Origin of the sequence: Planctomicrobium mucosum (assembly GCF_051466335.1) — a bacterium.
Taxonomy (GTDB): Bacteria; Planctomycetota; Planctomycetia; order Planctomycetales; family Planctomycetaceae; genus Planctomicrobium.
In genome coordinates this window covers 1,357,843-1,377,497 of record NZ_CP195793.1, presented here as the reverse complement: position 1 = coordinate 1,377,497, position 19,655 = coordinate 1,357,843, and the positions used below count along the sequence as shown (strand labels likewise).

At 52.8% G+C, this 19,655-nt stretch carries 14 protein-coding genes; 8 read left to right on the top strand and 6 right to left on the bottom strand.

Annotation, left to right across the window (positions count from 1 at the left end; genetic code table 11):
• Positions 1-37: 37 nt before the first annotated feature.
• Positions 38-460 (top strand): acyl-CoA thioesterase, encoded by a 423-nt coding sequence (locus tag SH668x_RS05535; RefSeq protein ID WP_437187701.1) that lies wholly within the window; start codon positions 38-40, stop codon positions 458-460.
• Between the two features lie 103 nt (positions 461-563).
• Here the strand turns inward: SH668x_RS05535 and SH668x_RS05530 are convergent, their stop codons facing one another.
• The 4 genes from SH668x_RS05530 to SH668x_RS05515 all read right to left on the bottom strand — a co-directional run bounded on the left by SH668x_RS05530 (position 564) and on the right by SH668x_RS05515 (position 5,619).
• Positions 564-1,190 carry a hypothetical protein gene (locus SH668x_RS05530; protein ID WP_437187700.1) on the bottom strand — a complete coding sequence of 209 codons (627 nt, stop codon included), beginning with the start codon at positions 1,188-1,190 and terminating at the stop codon, positions 564-566.
• Between the two features lie 639 nt (positions 1,191-1,829).
• Entirely contained in the window at positions 1,830-2,132 is a 303-nt protein-coding gene (locus SH668x_RS05525) for a hypothetical protein (RefSeq protein ID WP_437187699.1), read from the bottom strand.
• Positions 2,133-2,610: 478 nt separating this feature from the next.
• Positions 2,611-3,912 carry a hypothetical protein gene (locus tag SH668x_RS05520; RefSeq protein ID WP_437187698.1) on the bottom strand — a complete coding sequence of 434 codons (1,302 nt, stop codon included), beginning with the start codon at positions 3,910-3,912 and terminating at the stop codon, positions 2,611-2,613.
• Positions 3,913-3,996: 84 nt separating this feature from the next.
• A complete protein-coding gene (locus SH668x_RS05515) occupies positions 3,997-5,619 on the bottom strand; it encodes a hypothetical protein (protein ID WP_437187697.1) in 1,623 nt (540 codons plus the stop codon).
• A 367-nt stretch (positions 5,620-5,986) separates the two neighbouring features.
• Here SH668x_RS05515 and SH668x_RS05510 point away from each other — a divergent pair, with 367 nt between their 5' ends.
• Together SH668x_RS05510 and dusB are read left to right on the top strand one after the other, a co-directional pair.
• Positions 5,987-7,177 (top strand): glycine C-acetyltransferase, encoded by a 1,191-nt coding sequence (locus SH668x_RS05510; protein ID WP_437187696.1) that lies wholly within the window; start codon positions 5,987-5,989, stop codon positions 7,175-7,177.
• Positions 7,178-7,254: 77 nt separating this feature from the next.
• Complete coding sequence (gene dusB, locus SH668x_RS05505; RefSeq protein WP_437187695.1) at positions 7,255-8,346, top strand: tRNA dihydrouridine synthase DusB; 1,092 nt, start codon at positions 7,255-7,257, stop codon at positions 8,344-8,346.
• A gap of 92 nt (positions 8,347-8,438) precedes the next feature.
• On the opposite strand, the gene SH668x_RS05500 is transcribed toward dusB, so the two are convergent.
• Positions 8,439-12,881, bottom strand: a complete 4,443-nt coding sequence (locus tag SH668x_RS05500) for a PVC-type heme-binding CxxCH protein (protein ID WP_437187694.1) — start codon at positions 12,879-12,881, stop codon at positions 8,439-8,441.
• A gap of 331 nt (positions 12,882-13,212) precedes the next feature.
• On the bottom strand, positions 13,213-13,545 hold the full coding sequence (locus SH668x_RS05495) for an ArsR/SmtB family transcription factor (protein WP_437187693.1): 333 nt from the start codon (positions 13,543-13,545) through the stop codon (positions 13,213-13,215).
• 404 nt (positions 13,546-13,949) lie between these two features.
• Here SH668x_RS05495 and SH668x_RS05490 point away from each other — a divergent pair, with 404 nt between their 5' ends.
• The 5 genes from SH668x_RS05490 to SH668x_RS05470 all read left to right on the top strand — a co-directional run bounded on the left by SH668x_RS05490 (position 13,950) and on the right by SH668x_RS05470 (position 19,632).
• Positions 13,950-14,387 carry a DUF2752 domain-containing protein gene (locus tag SH668x_RS05490; RefSeq protein ID WP_437187692.1) on the top strand — a complete coding sequence of 146 codons (438 nt, stop codon included), beginning with the start codon at positions 13,950-13,952 and terminating at the stop codon, positions 14,385-14,387.
• Between the two features lie 158 nt (positions 14,388-14,545).
• Positions 14,546-15,247 carry a hypothetical protein gene (locus SH668x_RS05485; RefSeq protein ID WP_437187691.1) on the top strand — a complete coding sequence of 234 codons (702 nt, stop codon included), beginning with the start codon at positions 14,546-14,548 and terminating at the stop codon, positions 15,245-15,247.
• 57 nt (positions 15,248-15,304) lie between these two features.
• Complete coding sequence (locus SH668x_RS05480) at positions 15,305-16,015, top strand: hypothetical protein (RefSeq protein ID WP_437187690.1); 711 nt, start codon at positions 15,305-15,307, stop codon at positions 16,013-16,015.
• A 553-nt stretch (positions 16,016-16,568) separates the two neighbouring features.
• Positions 16,569-17,360 (top strand): phosphoadenylyl-sulfate reductase, encoded by a 792-nt coding sequence (locus SH668x_RS05475; protein ID WP_437187689.1) that lies wholly within the window; start codon positions 16,569-16,571, stop codon positions 17,358-17,360.
• Positions 17,361-17,655: 295 nt separating this feature from the next.
• The gene (locus SH668x_RS05470; RefSeq protein WP_437187688.1) at positions 17,656-19,632 is read left to right on the top strand and encodes an amylo-alpha-1,6-glucosidase; all 1,977 of its coding nucleotides are present in this window, start codon (positions 17,656-17,658) and stop codon (positions 19,630-19,632) included.
• Positions 19,633-19,655: the final 23 nt, after the last annotated feature.

The window sequence follows — 19,655 nt, the reverse complement described above, 5'->3', positions numbered from 1 at the left end:
ACGTCTCTCCACGTCGCAACAAGGACTAGCACCACGAATGCCTCCATTCATCGCCAAGCGCCGCATCGAGTTCTCACAAACTGACATGGCTGGGATCGTCCATTTCTCCAACTACTACAAATGGATGGAGGAGACCGAGCATGCCTATTTCCGCTCAATCGGCCTCAACATTATGGAGCGACAGGAAGACGGAACGTATATCGGTTGGCCTCGCGTCAACTCGAGCTGCCATTACGTCGCACCTGTTCATTACGACGACATCATCGAAGGCCGACTGAGAGTGGAAAGAGTCGGTGCAAAATCGCTGACGTTTTACATCGAGTTCTGGCGGGATGATGTCAAAGTCGCTTGGGGGCGAATGAAGTCTGCCTGCTGTATCTGCCGTCCGAACGGAACACTCACATCGATTCTGATTCCAGAAAACTATTTGGAGTACATCAAAGAGATGCCAGCAGAATGACAATCAGCCTGCCGTACGGCGTTGCCTGTCAAAACAAAATCAGCCGCACAGGTCAGATTGAACTGTGCGGCTGATTGAACGATTCAGATTGTCACTGCGACGCTCAGAAGGAGACTTCGATCACGCGCCCCATGATCAGGCGGACGTAACGCTCTTCCACCTTCTCTCCCTCTGGACCATTGATGCGGGCTTCGATTCGGTAAATGTGGGCCAACCCTGGAATCAATGGTTCAGATGTAAAGTGCCAGACGTCCGAATCCTGGTCGTCTTGGAACCCCTCAAGAAAATCTTGAGTACGGTACACATTCATGTCGTGAACACGGACATTCTTCGCACCCGGAATCCGGACATCAACAAGAGCCGCTCGTGGGTGCATCTTCACTGGAACCGGACGCGACCTCATCTGATAAGTCTGACCGATTGTCCCCGGGGGTGGCTGCCATGTAGTGGCAGTCGCAGCCGAGTAACCCGGCCCGACTCCTGGCTGCATCAGCCCGATAGGGGGCGCATTCGCACTTCCATACACGGGTGTCATCGGGGCGACACCCGGCATGCTAACAGGGGGAACAAATCCCGCTCCCGCATATTCAGGCGTTGGAGCCAATGTTTCCACAGGCATCGCTTGAGCCCCCTTCTGACAAGGACAGCCCCCTTGAACAGAAGATGGCCCGACGACGCCGATGAGTGAAAACCCAAGACAGAACGCCAAAATCTGATGGTCGAAATTCATTGTACCATGCCTGTTAGAGCAATCGATAACTCAGCCATCATCACTTTAACAATGGAAATCACAAGTAATCCCCACGGTGCGCAGCACCGGCTTCGCGCTGCAAAACTCCTCGCATCACCCAGCCAGCAGTTGAATCATCTCCCAAACAGATGTTCAAAACGGACTGGGATTCGCATAGCAATCCCTGAATCACAAGCTGACAACACATGCACTCTTCCTGAAGCTGTATCCCCACAACACAAGAGGAGTCCTTGGCAGCATGCCTGCGTTCGAAGGAGACTCGAGCTGAAACCGCCAGGTGGGACAGTTTCAAACTCGAGCGTGCCATTCAAATCTACACCCTGAGTACGGGGCGGATGAAATTTCGACCGTTTTTTGAGTGGAAGCCACGACTTTTCAGACTGGCCCGCCTTAGTCTTCCCGCAACGCAAAGCATTTCACTGATCGCGCCATCCCAATCGAACACGAGAACCCACCAAAGCAGTCCGATCACACTTTCGGTCACACGTGACAAACTCCCCAAGCCAAAAACAAAAAGTGAGGCGACGAATCGCCTCACTTTGACTTCTGATGGATCCGATTTTCAAAACTGAACGAGCAGGGACTCGCTGGGCGAATACCAACCCACCGCTCCACCCACTATTCCATTGGAAAGAGGGTGGGAGGAGCGGTCCGGGAAGGTGTAGGGTATGAATCGAATGAAGGAGCCGGCGGAATATCGTCCCCTTGAGTCGACTCTTGAGATTGATAAATTGGCATCGCCACGGGAACCGGACTCTCTGCTTGAGCCGGATAATCCACTTCTGCTGAGGTATAGCTTTCAGCTGGAACACTCACCGGAGCCGAGGGGCGCCAGATTCGCATCGGAGAATATTGTGAAACGGTCTGACAACCACTCGCCATGACTAATGCAATCAGGGTCAGACCCGTTGAACGAAACATGCTCAGACTCCCGTTACTTGATTCGATGGACCGCATTCGTGAATTCGTCTGGCGAGGACAAACAGTTCAACTCAACGCCAGCCTTGGCCTTCTCACGACAAGCGATTCACTTAACCTTACAATTCGGCAGTTTTCGCAGTTCAGCTTTCAACATTTCACGAGAGCGGCCAAAATTGCGATTCGCCTCCATCGCAAGAGGCAGATTGCGCCGAATGATCGCAGTAAAGCTGTACACTTCTTAAAAACCCATCGAGAGAGTTGCGAAAGCTATTCCGGTTAGGAAAAAGATCCGCTGCGACCAGCATCGATCCAGCAATTGCAATCGAAGGTAAGCAATCCTGCTCAAGCCTTCGGATTGGCACAAATGGGAATCCGAAATTGACTCCGCATCAAAGAGAAAGTGCCCACGATAAAACTCGTGAGCACTGTGCGTTTCGCCATATCAGCGATGTAGACACGTGTCAGAATGATTTCAAAATCAATGCGCGGCCTCGACCGGCTTCTCTTGCTCTGATTCGGTCTTGGCTTCTTCAGCGACCGCGTCAATTTCCCCGAATCCCGGATGTGCCTCTTCCCACTTCTTCCAGAAGGAAGCGGGACGTTCCTGTCGCCAGTTGCTCAACGCAGCACCAACATGACTGTAGAACGTGTACGATTCATGAATCTTTGATCTCGGCTGCGAGAGGGTCGTTTCAACAATCCAGTCAACCGCCTTCTTCAATTGCTCTTCGGGAACCAGCAGGTCAGGCGGAGCAATCGACATCCACTCGAGATGATGTCCCGTTGCAATCACTTTTCGATAGAGCGGATCATCAACCGGATTCGTAACAGCCTCTTTGCCATCCGGCCAGTTTGATGGCCAGTGACCATCTTCAAACTGAGACTCGATGATCGAATCACGGACCCCTTCCAGATAACGATAAGAGGTCTGGCGAACGTCCGGGGAGAGAATGTGGTATTCATCATCCAGCCGGATGAGCAGCATCAATGAATACACGCGGTGCGTTCCCGAACAGACTCCCAATGAACGTTCCCCGCGCATGAGTCGATCAGCGATCAGATCAAACGAGTAGTGCCGCCCTTCAGATCCAATCCATTCTTTCTCAGGACAGATCCAGAGCCCGAAGGCCATCGCCGTCCACTCGACCTCTCGCTCATCGAGTCGGAAATCTCGCATCGACTCCTGAAGAACGTCGAACAGGGTCGCATTTTTTCTGGCGGGTCCATAAACGGGAGTATTTAGCGGGGCATTCGCTTCAGTGACACACGCCAACAAATGGTCATGATGGTAGGAAGCTCCGGTATCGGTCCCCCAATGGACGCCGATTCCCACAGGTCGTTCCTGCAAAAGCGGCTGAATCTCCGATCCCCAGGAGTTCACGAACTTCGCTGTGTCTGTCAGAAATTCGAGCATCTCCTGGCCCGAAACAGCCTTGGGGTTCTGGAATGTCGCGTCAACTCCCCAGGCTCTCAGAGCGTGTTCCACAAAGTTGGGTTTCATCTCTTTGCGGTCAAACTCTGGTTGAATCTGTCGCAAGACAGCGGCCAGAGTTTCATCGGAAATCAAATCCGGTCTGTTGTAAGGACGAGTGATCGGGATCGGCATGTCACGGGTCACAGGAACACGATGAAACCGTTCTTTCCCCGCGAACTCGTAACTTACCAAGGCGCGGGCTTCTGCATTGGCCAGAAAGTAGGCGGTGCCGAACGCTGCGAGAACGACCATCTGAACGACGATAATCGATCGAGTTGAAATGCGTTTTTTCGGATACTGACTCATGGGATCTTCTGTATTTTCAGAGTCGAATCACATCGTGATTGAGATCGAGGAAACAGGAACTGCTCGCTGGAGTGGAACGAATCGCTAAAGCGGCTTCACTCGCTTGAAGACTGCTCCCTTGGCATCCGAATAGCTCTTCTTCCATGTCGTCAGCTTTTCCAATGCCTTAATCAAATCGCCACGCGATCTCTGGTCGACGACCACAGTGTTCACGGAATAGCGATTCAATCGGTCTTCCCAGTTGACCCCCAGCCTGGAGATTGCGTGGTAGTCGCTCCAGATCTCTTCCGGAATAAGATGGGCGTGTGAATTGGCAAAAATCTGCATCCCCTTCGGGCCCGCCCACAATAAGTAATCGCCCCACTCGTAGGTGTTAAACACCATGCCCACGGGCGGATTTCGATTGAGATAGTCCGCGATCTCGATTGGAGTCGAACGAGACACGGCTGCGTGCAACCGTTTTTCAACAGCTTTGGCGTCTTTAGGCCGGCCATGAATCACTTCAATTCCAAAGGGTGTATAAGCAAAGGCAATCCAGATGATTCCGAGTGACGCGACGGTCCACACTCCGCCGGTCTTCACCGGTTTGTCACTGGTTCCCCACCACTTTTGGAACGTTGCAGCGGCATGAAGACCGATATAGTACGCGGCAACGGGACTCCACCAGAGAATCATGCGAGAATGCCAGAGCATTCCAATTCCGAATCCGCAGAGTAGCAGTACTTCGCGGGCAGTGACGCGTCGCGGGCTGACACGATAGAGGGCCACCAAAGTCAGGGCAATCACTAACGCGGCTTGCCCCTGTTTCATCCGCAAGGTCAGCGGGTCCCACTCGATCAATGTTTCCAGATTGGGATGACGGGAGACCGCGAAGATCTCCCCGTAGATCGCCAATCCATATGGATTCAGCAGAACAGCAGCCAGTGAAAGTTGTGTCGCCAGAACCATTCCTCGCAATGTGCGATCCGAAATGACGATCTTCCAGCTACGCGAGTGGCGATAGAGATCAGTCGCTCGACCGACCACAAACGCCCCCATCAGGAGAAATCCCACGATGAAAGATCCGTGCAAGTTCGCCCACGCAGTGAAGACAATAGGCAATGCAACCAGATACCAGCGTCTCCATTGATTCGAAGCAGCCATCATGAAGACGACAGCAAAACAGACCAGCCCCGCTAATTGCGGGCGGAAAACCAGAAACTGCTGATAGGCACCCCAGTAGAAGACAAGCAGAGTCAGTAATGCGGCCCCCAGCCGCCCTGTGCGATTATATACGCAGATAGCGAGTAGACCGACAGCGAGTGTCGTTCCCAAACCGTTCAGAAACTGCAAACCAGTCACTCCGAACCGCTGAACCACTCCGTAGCCGATAATCTGGCTCAACCACGGAAGATCCAAAAACGGAATCCCCTTCGACAACGGCATCAACGGTTCAAGCTGAGGAACCGCTCGATTTTCGACAATCCAACGACCATAGCTGAGATGCCCCCAGATGTCGGTGTGCCAGATTGGAAGCAGGTTCGAGTACACATAGAGCCCGGCCAGCACCAATGTGAGCCAGACAACTCTGGGTGATGACTTCAACACTTCCGGTGTGCGATCCTGGAGGAGTGCGACGTTGGGCTGACCATCTTCCGTCAAATATTGTGTTTTCTGCGGAGCGGCGTCTTCCGGAGGTGATGTCGCATCATCCACAATTGTACTCATAATATCTGGATCCAGACTGGCTGATCGCAGTCTTCTCGCGCTGATTCTTACTGTGAATTTCAATCCGAATCAGCGGTAAGTGCTCGACCTTCCGTGAAATAGACTGCCCCATCAAGCTAGACTCACGCCAAGAGCAAAGTCGAATAAGATGACTCCTCCCCGGTGAGAAACGGAAACATCACATTCACACTGTAGGGGTTATTCCCGGAAGGCTGCCATTAAGCAACCGTCGCAATTGCGAAACATCGGTAGTGATACAGCGATTTATCCAGTAAAATCACAGAGCGTTCGCATCAGTCAACATGCAAATTATGCCCTCGAATCTGGTTGCCCTGACTTCCTGATTTTGAGGCCATTGGAAGCCCCCATGAATGTACGTTTTGAAGATCATCTCCGCGGGCAATTGAATCAGGTGCGTGAACAAGGGCTTGAAAAAGCCGAGCGCATTATCACGTCTCCCCAGAATTCTCGGGTCACCGTTCAGGGTGGGCAGCGTGTCCTCAACCTCTGTGCGAACAACTACCTTGGCCTGGCTGACCACCCAGCGATTATCGATGCTGCTGGGAAGTCACTTTCCGAATGGGGCTTCGGAATGGCGTCAGTCCGCTTTATCTGCGGAACTCAGGAGATTCATCGCCAACTCGAAACGACGCTCAGCAAGTTTCTGGGAACAGAGGACACCATCCTGTACTCCTCTTGCTTCGACGCGAACGGAGGACTCTTCGAGACGCTCCTGACGGAGCAGGATGCAATTATCTCGGATGAGCTCAATCACGCGAGCATCATCGATGGAATACGACTCTGTAAAGCGCAGCGTGCCCGCTACAAAAACAACGACATGGCGGACCTCGAAGCGAAGCTGAAGGAAACTCAGGGAGCACGCTTCCGATTGATCGCAACAGATGGCGTCTTTTCGATGGACGGCATCCTCGCCAACCTCCCGGGAATTTGCGAACTGGCTGACAAATACGATGCGATGGTGATGGTCGACGACTCCCACGCAGTCGGTTTCACCGGACCGACAGGAGCAGGAACGCCGGAGCACTTTGGAGTCTCGGACCGGATCGACATCTACACCGGGACACTTGGCAAGGCGCTTGGCGGAGCAAGCGGGGGCTACACATCTGGACGCCAACCGATTGTCGATTGGCTTCGTCAGAGATCACGGCCATACCTGTTCTCGAACTCACTGGCTCCTTGCATCGTGACTGCGTCGCTCAAAGCACTGGAACTGATCTCAACAGGGGGCGAACTACGAGACCAACTCCGAGAGAACACGGAGTACTTCCGTTCCGCCATCCAGAAAGTCGGCTTCACGATCGTCCCCGGAGAACATCCAATCGTCCCAGTGATGCTGGGCGACGCTGCATTGGCAACCCGCATGGCTAACGCACTTCTGAAACGTGGTGTGTACGTGATTGGATTTTCGTTCCCGGTCGTTCCACAAGGCAAAGCGAGAATTCGAACGCAAATGTCAGCAGCCCACACTCGAGAGGATCTGGAATTCGCAATTGAGCAATTTGCGATTGTAAAGAAAGAACTTGGCATCAACAGTTGATACGATGCGGCTCCGTCAGATCCATGTGATTCCTGATGGAGCCGTACCTCACATTTATTCCGCAGAGTGCTGTCCCGATGAGTCCCCTTCCATCGCCTTCGAGTTCATCCGGGAATCCGGCGCCGCTGAAGTACGGAAAGCTGACACTTCCATCGAGATACCATCTCTCCCCCCTGGCAGGTTTTACCAATCTGCCGTTCCGGAGAGTGCTCCGGATGGTCGGTGGGGTCGGACTCTGCACAACGGATCTGGTGAGCGCTCGAGGACTGATCGAGCGCGGCCCCAAGTCGTTACAGCTCATCGAAACCTGCGAAATCGACACTCCGTATTCAGTGCAGATCTTCGGGCCGGATCGGTTCGAGATGAGGGATGCCGCCCAGTTTCTCCAGGAGTACGGAGCAGATTCGGTCGACATCAACATGGGTTGCCCGGTTGCTCGAATCACGGAGAATGGTGCTGGGTCTGCAATGATGTGTTCCACAGAGAACACCATTCAGCTCGTAAAGACTGTCGTTGAGGCGGTCTCCATTCCGGTCACGGTCAAAATGCGGCTCGGGTGGGATTCGACGCAACTGACAGCCCCTCAGTTTGCCCGGGAATTCGAACAGGTTGGAATTGCAGCCGTTGCCATTCACGGCAGGACGCGAGAACAAGGTTTTTCAGGCTCAGTGAGTCTCGAAGGGATCAGGAAAGTCGTTGAAGCTGTCCAGAAGATTCCGGTGATTGGAAATGGTGACATCCGAACTGTCGCGGACGCCGCCAGAATGTTTCAGGAGACAGGTTGTGCGGGGATTTCCATCGGCCGCGGAGCGTTGGCCAATCCCTGGATCTTCCGCCAACTGGTTGAGTGGGAAACCACAGGAACGTTCAATCCACCCGGTAACTTTGAAGACCGCCTGCAGATGATGCTCAGGCAGTTTGAGTATGCACTGGAACAGGTCGGAGAAGAACGGGCCATCCGCATGTTCAGGAAGATGGGACATTGGTACCTCAAGGGGATGCTGGTCCACCGCGCCCTGCGGCATGAATTCCAGCAAGCACAGACCCTCGAGGAAATCACCGCCTCTGTGGAGAAGATTCGGCTCGCTGGCCCCACCACTGGCGATAGAACTGGACTTCTCCCTGAAATGCACGTTCCAGTCCCGAATGGCCCCGTTGAACGCTGGTAATCCCAACGGGATCGCCCGAACAAAAACAACACCGCAACGATCAGGTTGCGGTGTTGTTCACGATGAGAAACTCTTGCAGCCCAGTCCCGCGACTACGGCGATTCAACCGTGATTGCCATCGTCACAGGGGCAGATGCATCCGGGCCCTTAACCAAGTCAATACTTTCAATCACATCCGGTTTACGGGGAGTGATCGCGAGGTACCTTACTTGCTTCCCTCGAAGTTCGAACGCGAGTTTTGATTCCGGAACATCAATCACTCGAATGTAGTCTGCGAAATGGACTGCGTTTTTCAACTCATGATCCTCAGTGCTTCCATCCGCATAGTGCAGTCGGACAATCATGGAGACCGACTTTTCGCTTGAAAACGGATACGACCATCCGCCGACGCCCCCCAGAATATGGATCGCCTTCGCTGGCGAACGGACCGGGAGTGACACACTCGTTGGCATCCGTGGCGGAATCGTTCCGTTGGGGCTCCGAAGCATGATCACATTTGGGCGTGAATCACCGACAGGATCAACAAGTTGGAATGGCACCCCGTCTACCGTTTTCGGTAACCAGTCGTTGAAGACTAGTCGCTCCCCCGTTGCCTCCTCGGAGTAGAACATCCCCTTTGTGCTTGAAACTGTCGCGACTTTCGCGAGGTCCAAGGGAATGTACTTCCCACGGTTCGTCAAAAACTCCATCAGATCCCGCAACTCAACGACGGTCATCTGCTTTTCGAACCCCTCGGGCATCAAGGATTTCTTCGAGCCAACGATTTCATCGATATCTTCACGAGCAATGGCGTGCCGCTTCCCTTCTGTGTCGATCAATTCAATCGCAGTCTTGCTTTCACCTGCCAGCATTCCTGAAAGGATCTGACCGCTCTCCAACGCAACTGTATAGACCCGGAAGTTCCCTTCGACACTCCGATTCGGATCGAGTAGGTGAATCAGTAATTCATGGCGAGGATGAACAGACATGCCTGTCAAATCAGGACCGATGCGCTGCCCTTCTCCGGAATGCGTGTGACACTTCGCGCACTGCTTCAGGAAGATGGCCTTCCCAGCGTCGACACTTCCTTTTTTCTCCACTTCGGGCAGGAGTTCAGCAATCACCTTTTCGCGGTCAGGATCTGGAAGACCGCCCATTTGCTTGAGAAGCTTCAGAGTTTGTTCACGAATGCTTTTCTCGGGATGGGAGGAGAGTGCCTGTTTTTGATCGAGTGACAGATCAGAGAGTTGCACCACTCCAGCGTCGATCGCCGCCAGCAATTCCTTCGTCGTTGATGGCCTGCTCAAGAGAACTCGAATGGCCGCACTGCGAGCGGAAGGTCCAAAGGTGGACAATCGGTCAATGAGCTGAGTTCCCAGTTGAGGAGCAGAACTGCCCGACAGAGAGGAAATCATCTGAGCAGCCAGTTCTGCGGAATTTCGAGGAGAACCGAACTCGATAATTCGTGCGACGACATCGTCAGACTGTGGCTGAAAGCTGACGAGGTCCCGAGTAACGGCAAGCCGCTCTGACTCCGCAACTGAGGAATCGTTCGCTGTTTCCAGCATTGCTTGAATGATCTCATCCACAAACTGATCAAGCGAGCGACTTCCCCAACTTCCCGTCAGTTTGACAAGTTGACCTTTCGTTCCCGCGGGCAGAGCTTGGAAGATCGCCACCAGCTTCGCATCGGCGTCAGCCGACAACTCAATCGTGTGATCTTTGGGCCAGCCACGAGCGAATCCAGAGACAATCGCGGACATCAACGATTCCGATGCCCCATCAACAATTGTCAGCAACTCTTCAACGGCTCGGGAATCCGCACGCCCCCGAGAGAGATGCTCCGCCACACGTTCAACGATCCCTCCCAACGCAGGGTTGATCGCGGCATCGTTTTCACTGGCAAGTCGTTTGAGTTCGACAAGCAGCGAGACAGTATGAACTGAGGCAGCACTCGTCGCAGCATCGACCAGCCAACGGTCTTTCAAAATATTGGGTGACTCAACCAGAACTCGCGCCAACTGAGTTCCAGCTTCAACGGACATCGGCATATCAGCAAGTGCGAGAATCGCTGCCAGCTGAACTTGCGAGTCAGTATCTCCCAGTAACTGTGATTCTAGAATGGCGGTGATGGAAGCCTCGGATGGCGGGAGCACTAACAACGCGTTTCGGCGAACTCCAGCAGATGGATGTGCAAGAGCAGCCACCACCGTTTTCATGATTTCGGCGTGATCACTGTTGACGACCCCCAGCCCCGACAGAGTCCACAGGGCATGGATGGCGCCGACATTCAAACCGATGGCATCCGTCGATTGATCCTGAATGAGTTGAAGAAGACGGGGCACAACATCGATATCCCCTCGTTCAACGAGAAGTCGCTGAGCATGTCGTCTCCAGAACAGATTGTCTCGTTTGAGCGCATCAACGAGTTCTTCAGGACGTGCAATGGAAAGACCAGATGGTTGCTTCACATGGTTCGACGCGATCAATCGGTAAATGCGGCCGTGCTTTTTGTCACGTAGGTCCGACTCATAGGCATTCCCTTTTCCTGTTTCAAAGCCAGCAGGTGTCGGGTTGTGTTGAACAATGAAATTGTACCAGTCGAGTATCCAGACATTTCCATCCGGCCCAACTTCCGCCATCACTGGGGCTGCCCACTCATCGTCGGCGGCCACCAGATTCATGGAATTGAAGCTCTGATAACCCGCACCGTTCCGGTTCAACACAAATGTGCCGACAAGATGTCCCGTTGGTTCGCAGACAAAGGCGGTTCGATTCCAGAATTGCTCCGGGTAATTCCTCGCTGTGTAGAGTGCATGCCCCGCGGCTGCGGTATATCCTCCAAAATGGTCGACTTGCCGGACATTTTCAGTGATCGCATTGAAGAGATGTGTCTCTGCAATTGTCCCGAGTTGTTCCGCCGACCATCCGCGAACCCGTTCGTAGTAACGATTCGGAACTGGCATAAACATGCTCGGATTATGGTTCGCCGTTGAGCCGAAGATGAGTCCTTCTTCGCTCATGCCAAATCCCCACGTGTTATTGTTTGACGAGCGAATGAACTCGACATCATCAACAACAGCACTCTCTCCGGCACGATTGACTTTGATCGTAAAGAACCCCTGTCGAAACGAAGCCTTCTGATTGCCGACGCCATAAGTCGGGGTGGAATGGTTGTATCCCTGCATGGCCCAGATTCGGTTGTCGAGTCCGTACTGAAAATTGCTTACCCCTCCGTGAGTATCTCCCATTCCCCAACCGCGAACGAGAATTTCACGCAGGTCCGCCGTGTCATCGCCGTTCGTATCTTTCAGAAAGACTGTTTCCCTACCGTCCTGAACGATGGCTCCGCCATAGGCGAAAATGATTGAAGTAGGAATGCTCAACTTCTCAGCGAAGACGGTGAACTTGTCTGCACGGCCATCTCCATCTGTGTCTTCGCAAATGCGAATCCGGTCACGTCCTTCGCCGACAGGCTGCAACTCGTTGGGATAATCGGTGGTTTCGCAAATCCATAGCCGGCCACGCTCGTCCCAATTCATCGCAATGGGTTTCCCAGAGAAATCACTTTCATCCGCGAAAAGCTCCAAATGAAACCCTTCCGGCACGGAATAGTGTTTCATGGAATCACTCGGTGAGAGCGGTAGCTGCATCAGCGACTTTGTCTCACCCTGCACGCGGGCAGCGTAATTCGGAATTTTGGGGCCGACGTCGATGAAATCGAACTTCGGAGCATCGGTCGAAATCTTGGTCATTGGCAGTGGCTTAAAAGGCGACCGTGCTAGCTGCTCCGAATCTGGAACTGAAGACAGATCCTGCCCGCAGGCCCAGCGAATTCCCCGTTCGACAAGATTGTGAAACACCGGATTCTGGAAGGTTCGCTCATCATGCCCCCAAGCGGTGTAGAAAACTCGTCCTTTTCCCTCAGTACGCACCCAGGTCCATGGCTCTTGGGTTTGACCATCCGCCTGTTCACCCTGTACACGGTACTCAAGAATTGTGCGGTCTTTTTCGTTGTGTAACGTGTGAATGTAAGTCTCATCCCAACTCTCGAATCCTGAATACCCTTTCATGATCGGGTGATCAGGGGCAGCGTTTTCCACGCTGAAGACCTCTCCTCCGTGTCGTTGAAACTGACCACCAACGAGGGCGATGAACCGTGGAGAATTACGAAAGCAGAACGAAGCACAGTGCAGCGGAATAAACGCTTTGCCCTTCGATACAAAGTCGATCAGTGCCTGCTCCTGCGCAGGCTGAATTGTGTCAATATTCGCATACAGAATCAGAGCGTCGAATTGATCGAGCGTCTCCGCAGTGAGCGCGACAGCGACATCATCCGTGTATTTCAAGCGAAAATTTCGCTTCTCCAATGCTGGTGCGAGATCAGCGAAACGGTCAGCAGGACGATGGTGTCCGTTGTCCCCGAGGAACAACACATTCAGGGGCACATCCTGTTGAGTTTGAGCTGAGACGGGCGACGTGCTACCGGCGAGTAGGCCCCACACGAAAACAGAAACCAACAGAGCGGAACATCTGACGGGGAAAAAGATTCGCATGCTGCCTCTCATAGAATGAGAATCCTGATGCAAACGCAGCTCTCTCACATAGAGAATTCCATCACGATCGCATCAACAGAACCTGATCAAAGACTACTAAAAAAGACCGGCGATGTGCAAGAAGCCGATCAATCCAGGCAGTGAACTGAATCTTGAGTTGCCCACAACTCGAAGAATCCCAGCGATGGCATTTCGTTCGAGAAAAATTCTGCCGATATCGCAGGCCCAAATTACTGAAACTCTTCACAGTCAACCAACGTCACATTGACAACAGGGCCTGAACAAGAAGCAGTAACGACCACGACGATGTCGGCGCGACAGATTCCTGCGATCAGGTTGAAGTGCTCGATGGAATCTCGATGGAACAGCATCCGAGATTCAACTGCTGTTTCGACTTTCCGCGTTTTTGCAACAGGCCATCCCGCAGATCGTAGTAAATGAATCGCCCGTCTCTCCGGGTCGATACGAGATTGGCGTTCTTCAGAATTTGGAGATGATGCGACGCTGTCGCCACTTCCGTTTGGAGCTTGGCTGTAATGTCGCTGACCGACAGCGGTCCATCGCGGAGGAGGTCAACAATTCTCAATCGCATGGGCTCACTCAGCGCTTTCAATTGCTCAGCGCAAAAGTTGGCTTGGAACGTGTCAATTTGCTCAAGATTCATGAATGAACTCCCTCCACTCGTTTCGCGACGTCAATATCGCCAACGCTCCAATCATGATAAGGAACTTCCAAGGTTGGCAACACCCCGGAAAATTTTGATCATACAGATTGATTTTCGCGGGCAATCCGATGGCTGCGGATGGCTGCGTTTCCCCTGAACCTGCTCCAGATCTGGCTGATTCAACCGCCTGTCTGGGCCCTTCATCGGCAAAAGCTGCCTCCCAGCGATTCGACTCAACCGCACACGACAATTGAATTTCACCTCATCTATACGTGCTAAAACATTGAAAAAATGATCATTTCTGACTCAAAATCGATCCACTGCCGGGAATTCCACCGAGCAGAATGGGATTGATGAAGGCGTTCCGTTCCCGGTAATAAGTCAGTCCCATCAAATTGAAGGTCATGTCCTCCAATCCCCATCCTCCGGCATCACTGTCCTGGCTTCAAAGAACTGTTCTGGTTCTAGTCAGTCTCGGTGTTCTCGGAACCTTTGCCTTGTCACTGACGATTACCCCGGATCCCCGCGGATTTGGAAGTCATCAGCAACTCGGCCTCCCCCCCTGTTTGTTTCAAATGTTGTTTGGCATTCCCTGCCCGGGTTGCGGTGGAACGACAAGTTTCGCCCATTTCGTCCGCGGTGAGTGGATGAGTTCACTCAGAGCTCACCCAGCTGCGTTCGTCGGGTGCCTGGCTGGCCTGTTATTTGTCCCTTGGGCAATTGGCAGCAGCATCAAAGGGAAACCGATTTTCGTGAAAACCACTTCGAGCCTCCTGTTCTGGATGCTCACAACGATCAGCCTGATTGCAGTCCTGCAATGGGCTCCTCACCTCCTGCATTAGATGTCCCGCCCGATCCGAAGAATGGGGGAGCAATTCCCCCTCTTTTTCCTTCCCTCGAATCAATCCTCAAAGTCCCCTTCCTAAGAGCCAGCCAGAAAAAGAGAGTTCCTGACACTCGCCGCAACAGGATGTTTCCATCCTGCGAAGGATTGAAATTCATGTTCACAACCCTACTCCTGCGAAACTGCAAACGAACTTCGCGACTGCTCATCGCAGCGTCGCTGAGCTTCTGTCTACTCGCTTCGCAATCAGGTTGCATCAACACAATGGTGATGGTGAGCAAAGTTTTGCTTGGTGATCCAAAGCAGAAGTCAGGATTCGAACTCGCCTCTGGAGTTAAGCTTGAAAAAGGGGAAAAGCGAGTCTTGCTCCGCTGCACAGCCCCAGCTTTTTTGGCGGAATCAGAAGGTTCGATCACTGAAACAATTGAAGACGAACTCTTGCGACGCATGAAGCGGCACGAAATTCCAATTGTGAGTTCCAGCAAGGCTGCGGAAGTTCTCGACAGGCGTGGCGGGCAATTCGACCCGCAGGTACTCGCTCAGGAAATCCCAGAGGTCGATTACATCTTCCACATCCAACTCGAAAAATTCACCTACCTTGAAGGGACGAGTTCAAACTTCTACCGAGGAAACGCGAGTGGTCGCATCGTCGGTTACGAAGTACGTGGATCCGATGACGGGAAACATGCCGTCCAGATTTTCGATCAGAACTTCCACTCGACCTACCCAACGACCTACCCCGTCTCTGTGGAATCGACTCCGAAAAACATCTTTGTCAGGCGTTTTCTGGATCGACTCACAGACAACCTTGGAACGTCGTTTTACTCAGTCTATCGCACCGAACTTTACGCCAACTGAAATCTCGACCTCACGGCCCTCTTCAGTTCACGCCCAGCCTGAAATCCGGAACCTGTCATGACGACATCGAAACCTCAGCCAAATCGCCGCAAGCTGAAAATGTGCCGTTGGCTGCTGGCGGTGACCCTGATGTGCGCCGGATTCTCCGGGTGCACCCAGTTCGTTCTGATCAGCTACCTGCTGCACGGACCGCCGACGATTGAACCGGATTTCGATCAAGAAACCGGCAAATCCATGACCCCGGTCGGAAAAGAGTGCACTGTCGCGGTCGTTTGTTTCGCGCCAAAAGAACTTCAGTGGAAGTTCCCTCAAATCGATCATCAGGTCGCTACCGCGGTAGCCTATCGTCTCGGCCAGAATCGTATCAAAGTCATTCACCCCGATTACGTCAAAGCCTGGACCGACGCGAATCCTGAATGGGAAAAAGCAACTGAAATCGGAAATGCTTTTGAAGCCAATTACGTGATCGAAATTGAGCTCGCTGAATTCACTCTCCACGAAGGAAGCAGCACCACTCTGTACCGAGGAAAAACAGAGGCTTACGTCCACGTTGTCGAAATGGAAATGGAAGAGAAAAAGCTGACCGGAGAAGGCGAACGCATCTTCACCAAAGAACTTGATTTCGAATTTCCAACCCGTGTGCCACGCCCTTCTGGAGAACAGAGTCTGAGCTCGTTTCAGGCGGAATACCTTTCACGCCTGAGCGAAAGAATCGGCTACCTGTTCTACGAGCGATTCACCGGAGAAATGATCTCGTGGGCTGACTGACTCCAAGCTTGCACCGAGAAAACACCCTTCTCGCTACGGAGCGATCGAATTGGCTCCGTCTTAGCGACACAGAATTGTCGAGCCCGATCAGCGAGTGAGCTGGACGGGCTCGCTCGCTTTTAAATCGACATCTGAAACCGACCGCCATCTCTCTGCGATCAAAACCATCAATCGACATCTATTTGTCTCTATAGCTGCATGTTTTCCGACCACCCCAACGAGGCACTCAATCACCCAAAAACGTGTCTATTTCGCAGCGTCGCTGAAATCAATTCGTTCAACGCCCCCCAATTTCTCATCAATGGGAGTGCATCGTTTAGATCTATCAATTCGATTTGTGACAGAGAAGAACACATTGCTACACTTGTCAACTGGTGTCGTGCAGACAGATTCGATCACGATGTCGAGTACTTCCCGGCGAAAACGATCTGGCGGACCGCATCGCCCGTGATGAGCTTGTCATCACATCCAATTCACGACACAAACATCTGCAGATACAATTCATGTGTGTCGTGCGGATGCACATAGGCGAGTATTTTCCCCAGGAAAAACAATGGCACGTTTGACACAGGCGCAGGTCACAAAGCTCGCCAAGGCATTCGAAGATCGCACACCCGATGAACTGATCTGTTGGGCGAAAGAAACCTTTGGCGATCGAGTCGCGACACTCTCCGCAATGCAGCAGTCAGGAAGCATCGTCTCCCACATGATCTCACGACTGAAACTGGACATTCCAGTTTTGTTCGTTGATACCGGCGTCATGTTTCAGGAGACGCTCGATACCCGAGACCGTATTGAGAAGGAATACGGTCTGAGCATCCGCACTCTGACTCCTGAACTCTCGATGGTGGAACAGACCGAGAAGCACGGTGTGCTGTATCTGACAGTTGAAGGTCAGCTTCAATGTTGCCATATGCGGAAAGTTGAACCACTGCTCGCAGTGAAGGGGCAATACGACGCATTCATCGGAAGCTTACGACGCGCTGACGGAGGACGTCGTGGAGACTGTCCAATTCTGGCACTCGACGTTGAGATGAACACCGTTCGCATCAATCCGCTCGCCAACTTCAGCGACGAAGAGATGGAAGCATATATCGCAACCCATCCAATTATTGTGAATCCGCTGCACGCTCAAGGATACTCCACGATCGGCTGCAACCGGTGCACAACCCCGGTGATTCCCGGTGAGCCGAAACGTGCAGGCAGATGGCGTCATCTTGGCCCGTGGTCACAATACTGCGGCATCAACCCGACGGACGTCGACGCCGGCGAACTCACAGCGATCGACCTCCCGCAAGATCTCGTCGATCGTATGCTCGGACAGAAAACAGACTTCGTCATCTGAGTCGCATCGATTTCAAAGTCAATTCAAGCAGCCAAGAGTGTCTGGATCGATGATTCAGGCACTCTTGTCGTTTTCTGAACTGACGACATCCTGACAACCTCCGCGATTATTCCTCCGACCAAAAATCAGCCCGAATCCATCAGCGATTCTCTCATTCATTGCCCCCTCGGTAAAATTGAGCCTATGATGAATCGCGGAAAGTACTTCCCCACATCTGCTGTATTTTCCTTTGGAAGCGGGTCGCAGAATCAACTAAGGTCTCTTCAGGCAGTTTCAAAAAAGTTAAGGGAATAGCATGAAGCAGCTGGAACGCGAGTGGCTTGAGACTGACGGCCTCGGAGGATTTGCTTCCGGGACAATTTCAGGACGTCGTACTCGTCGTTATCACGCACTCCTACTCGCGACAGATCCCGATACGAACTTACGCTATGTTCTGGTCAACGGAATCGAAGCCTATCTTTTTCACGGGCGATCCGTCTCTGCTCTCTCTTCTCAGCGGTATCTTCCGAATGTGATTCATCCACACGGATCACGCCTGATTCAGGATTTCCAGAGTGGCCCGTGGCCAACCTGGACGTATGTCCTTGAAGACCAGATTCAGCTCCGACAGGAGATTTTCGTCCCAAAGGGATCGACAGCCGTCGTCATGAGTTGGACGCTTCTGACTCCGGTCAAAGATCGAATCACCCTGACAGTTCGTCCCTTGATTTCAGGAAGAAACTACCATTCGCTTCATCAAGCGAATCCAAACTTTCGATTTGGTCACGTGGGTGACGGCCAACAACTGACATGGAGCCCCTACCCCGGCGTCCCGTCGATCACGGCGATGACCAACGGAGGGTTCAATGAAGAGCCGCTTTGGTATCGACAGTTTTACTACACTGCTGAAGCGCAGCGAGGACTCGACGCCTGTGAAGATCTCGCCTCACCGGGAACATTTCGATTCGACCTCGACCAGAGCCCCGCATACTGCATTTTCACAGCTGGCGGTCCCAATTCGTTAAATAGCAACGGAAAGTCCGCCGCGGAAGTCACCAGTTTGTTAGCACGCTCGGAACGAACCAGACGCCTGCAGTTCTCAACAAAGCTTCATCGAGCAGCTGATCAGTTTCTGATTCAATCCGGCGATCGGGACACGATCATCGCAGGCTATCCCTGGTTTACCGACTGGGGACGAGACACATTCATCTCCATTCGAGGTCTCTGTCTTGCGACCGGAAGACTCGAACTCGCTGCGTCGATCCTGAAAGCATGGGCCAGAACGATCAATCGGGGAATGGTCCCCAATCGATTTCCCGATGGCTCACAATCTCCGGAATACAACTCTGTCGATGCCACACTCTGGTTCGTCATCGCAATTCACGACTATTTCAATGTGATGAAAGCTGCCTCATTGCGTGTCGACAGGGAAGAACGCAGCCTTCTTGAAAGTGCAATTTTGACGGTGATCGAAGCATTCCATGAAGGAACCCGGTACAACATTCAGGCAGACAAAGACGGCTTGCTGAAGTGCGGGGAACCGGGCGTTCAACTGACATGGATGGACGCCAAAGTCGGCGACTGGGTTGTCACACCGCGTATCGGAAAGCCGGTCGAAATCCAGGCCCTGTGGATCAATGCTCTTGCGATCGCGAGTGATTTTGAACCTAAATGGCAGATGCTCTTTGCGAAAGCATTGGGGAGTTTCCAGAGTCGATTCTGGAACGAAGACATTTCCGCATTGTACGACGTAATCGATGTCGATCACGTCGCAGGGAAGGTCGATGCCTCAATTCGCCCGAATCAGATTTTCGCAGTGGGTGGCCTGCCACTGGAGTTACTTCCCGCGATCCAGTCTCGAATGGTCGTACAATGCGTGGAGGAACAACTCCTCACGCCAATGGGATTACGAACGCTCTCGCCTTCGTCTCCTGACTATCACCCCTACTATCAAGGGGGACAGCTTGAGCGAGACGGGGCATACCATCAAGGAACGGTTTGGCCCTGGCTCATCGGCGGTTTTGTGGAGGCCTGGCTTCGTACAAACGGAAATACTCCCGAGAACAAACAGATCGCCCGTACGCGGTTTATCCAACCACTGCTGGACCATCTCGATGACGCGGGGCTCAACCACATTTCAGAAATCGCGGACGCTGAGCCAACCACCATCGACGGGCAGACACGTCAACTCCTGCACGGTTGCCCCTTCCAGGCATGGTCGTTGGGCGAACTGATCCGACTGCTTGAAGGCCCTCTTTCAATAGAAACTCGGGAAGACGTTTCATTGCACTAAGCAAACGCAATTGACAGTTCTTC

Coding starts and splice junctions, on each gene's coding strand:
- SH668x_RS05515 (WP_437187697.1), bottom strand. CDS start 5,619: ATGAGTACAATTGTGGATGATGCGACATCACCTCCGGAAGACGCCGCT.
- SH668x_RS05525 (WP_437187699.1), bottom strand. CDS start 2,132: ATGTTTCGTTCAACGGGTCTGACCCTGATTGCATTAGTCATGGCGAGT.
- SH668x_RS05485 (WP_437187691.1), top strand. CDS start 14,546: ATGTTCACAACCCTACTCCTGCGAAACTGCAAACGAACTTCGCGACTG.
- dusB (WP_437187695.1), top strand. CDS start 7,255: ATGAGTCCCCTTCCATCGCCTTCGAGTTCATCCGGGAATCCGGCGCCG.
- SH668x_RS05470 (WP_437187688.1), top strand. CDS start 17,656: ATGAAGCAGCTGGAACGCGAGTGGCTTGAGACTGACGGCCTCGGAGGA.
- SH668x_RS05520 (WP_437187698.1), bottom strand. CDS start 3,912: ATGAGTCAGTATCCGAAAAAACGCATTTCAACTCGATCGATTATCGTC.
- SH668x_RS05500 (WP_437187694.1), bottom strand. CDS start 12,881: ATGCGAATCTTTTTCCCCGTCAGATGTTCCGCTCTGTTGGTTTCTGTT.
- SH668x_RS05530 (WP_437187700.1), bottom strand. CDS start 1,190: ATGAATTTCGACCATCAGATTTTGGCGTTCTGTCTTGGGTTTTCACTC.
- SH668x_RS05535 (WP_437187701.1), top strand. CDS start 38: ATGCCTCCATTCATCGCCAAGCGCCGCATCGAGTTCTCACAAACTGAC.
- SH668x_RS05510 (WP_437187696.1), top strand. CDS start 5,987: ATGAATGTACGTTTTGAAGATCATCTCCGCGGGCAATTGAATCAGGTG.
- SH668x_RS05480 (WP_437187690.1), top strand. CDS start 15,305: ATGACGACATCGAAACCTCAGCCAAATCGCCGCAAGCTGAAAATGTGC.
- SH668x_RS05495 (WP_437187693.1), bottom strand. CDS start 13,545: ATGAATCTTGAGCAAATTGACACGTTCCAAGCCAACTTTTGCGCTGAG.
- SH668x_RS05475 (WP_437187689.1), top strand. CDS start 16,569: ATGGCACGTTTGACACAGGCGCAGGTCACAAAGCTCGCCAAGGCATTC.
- SH668x_RS05490 (WP_437187692.1), top strand. CDS start 13,950: ATGTCCTCCAATCCCCATCCTCCGGCATCACTGTCCTGGCTTCAAAGA.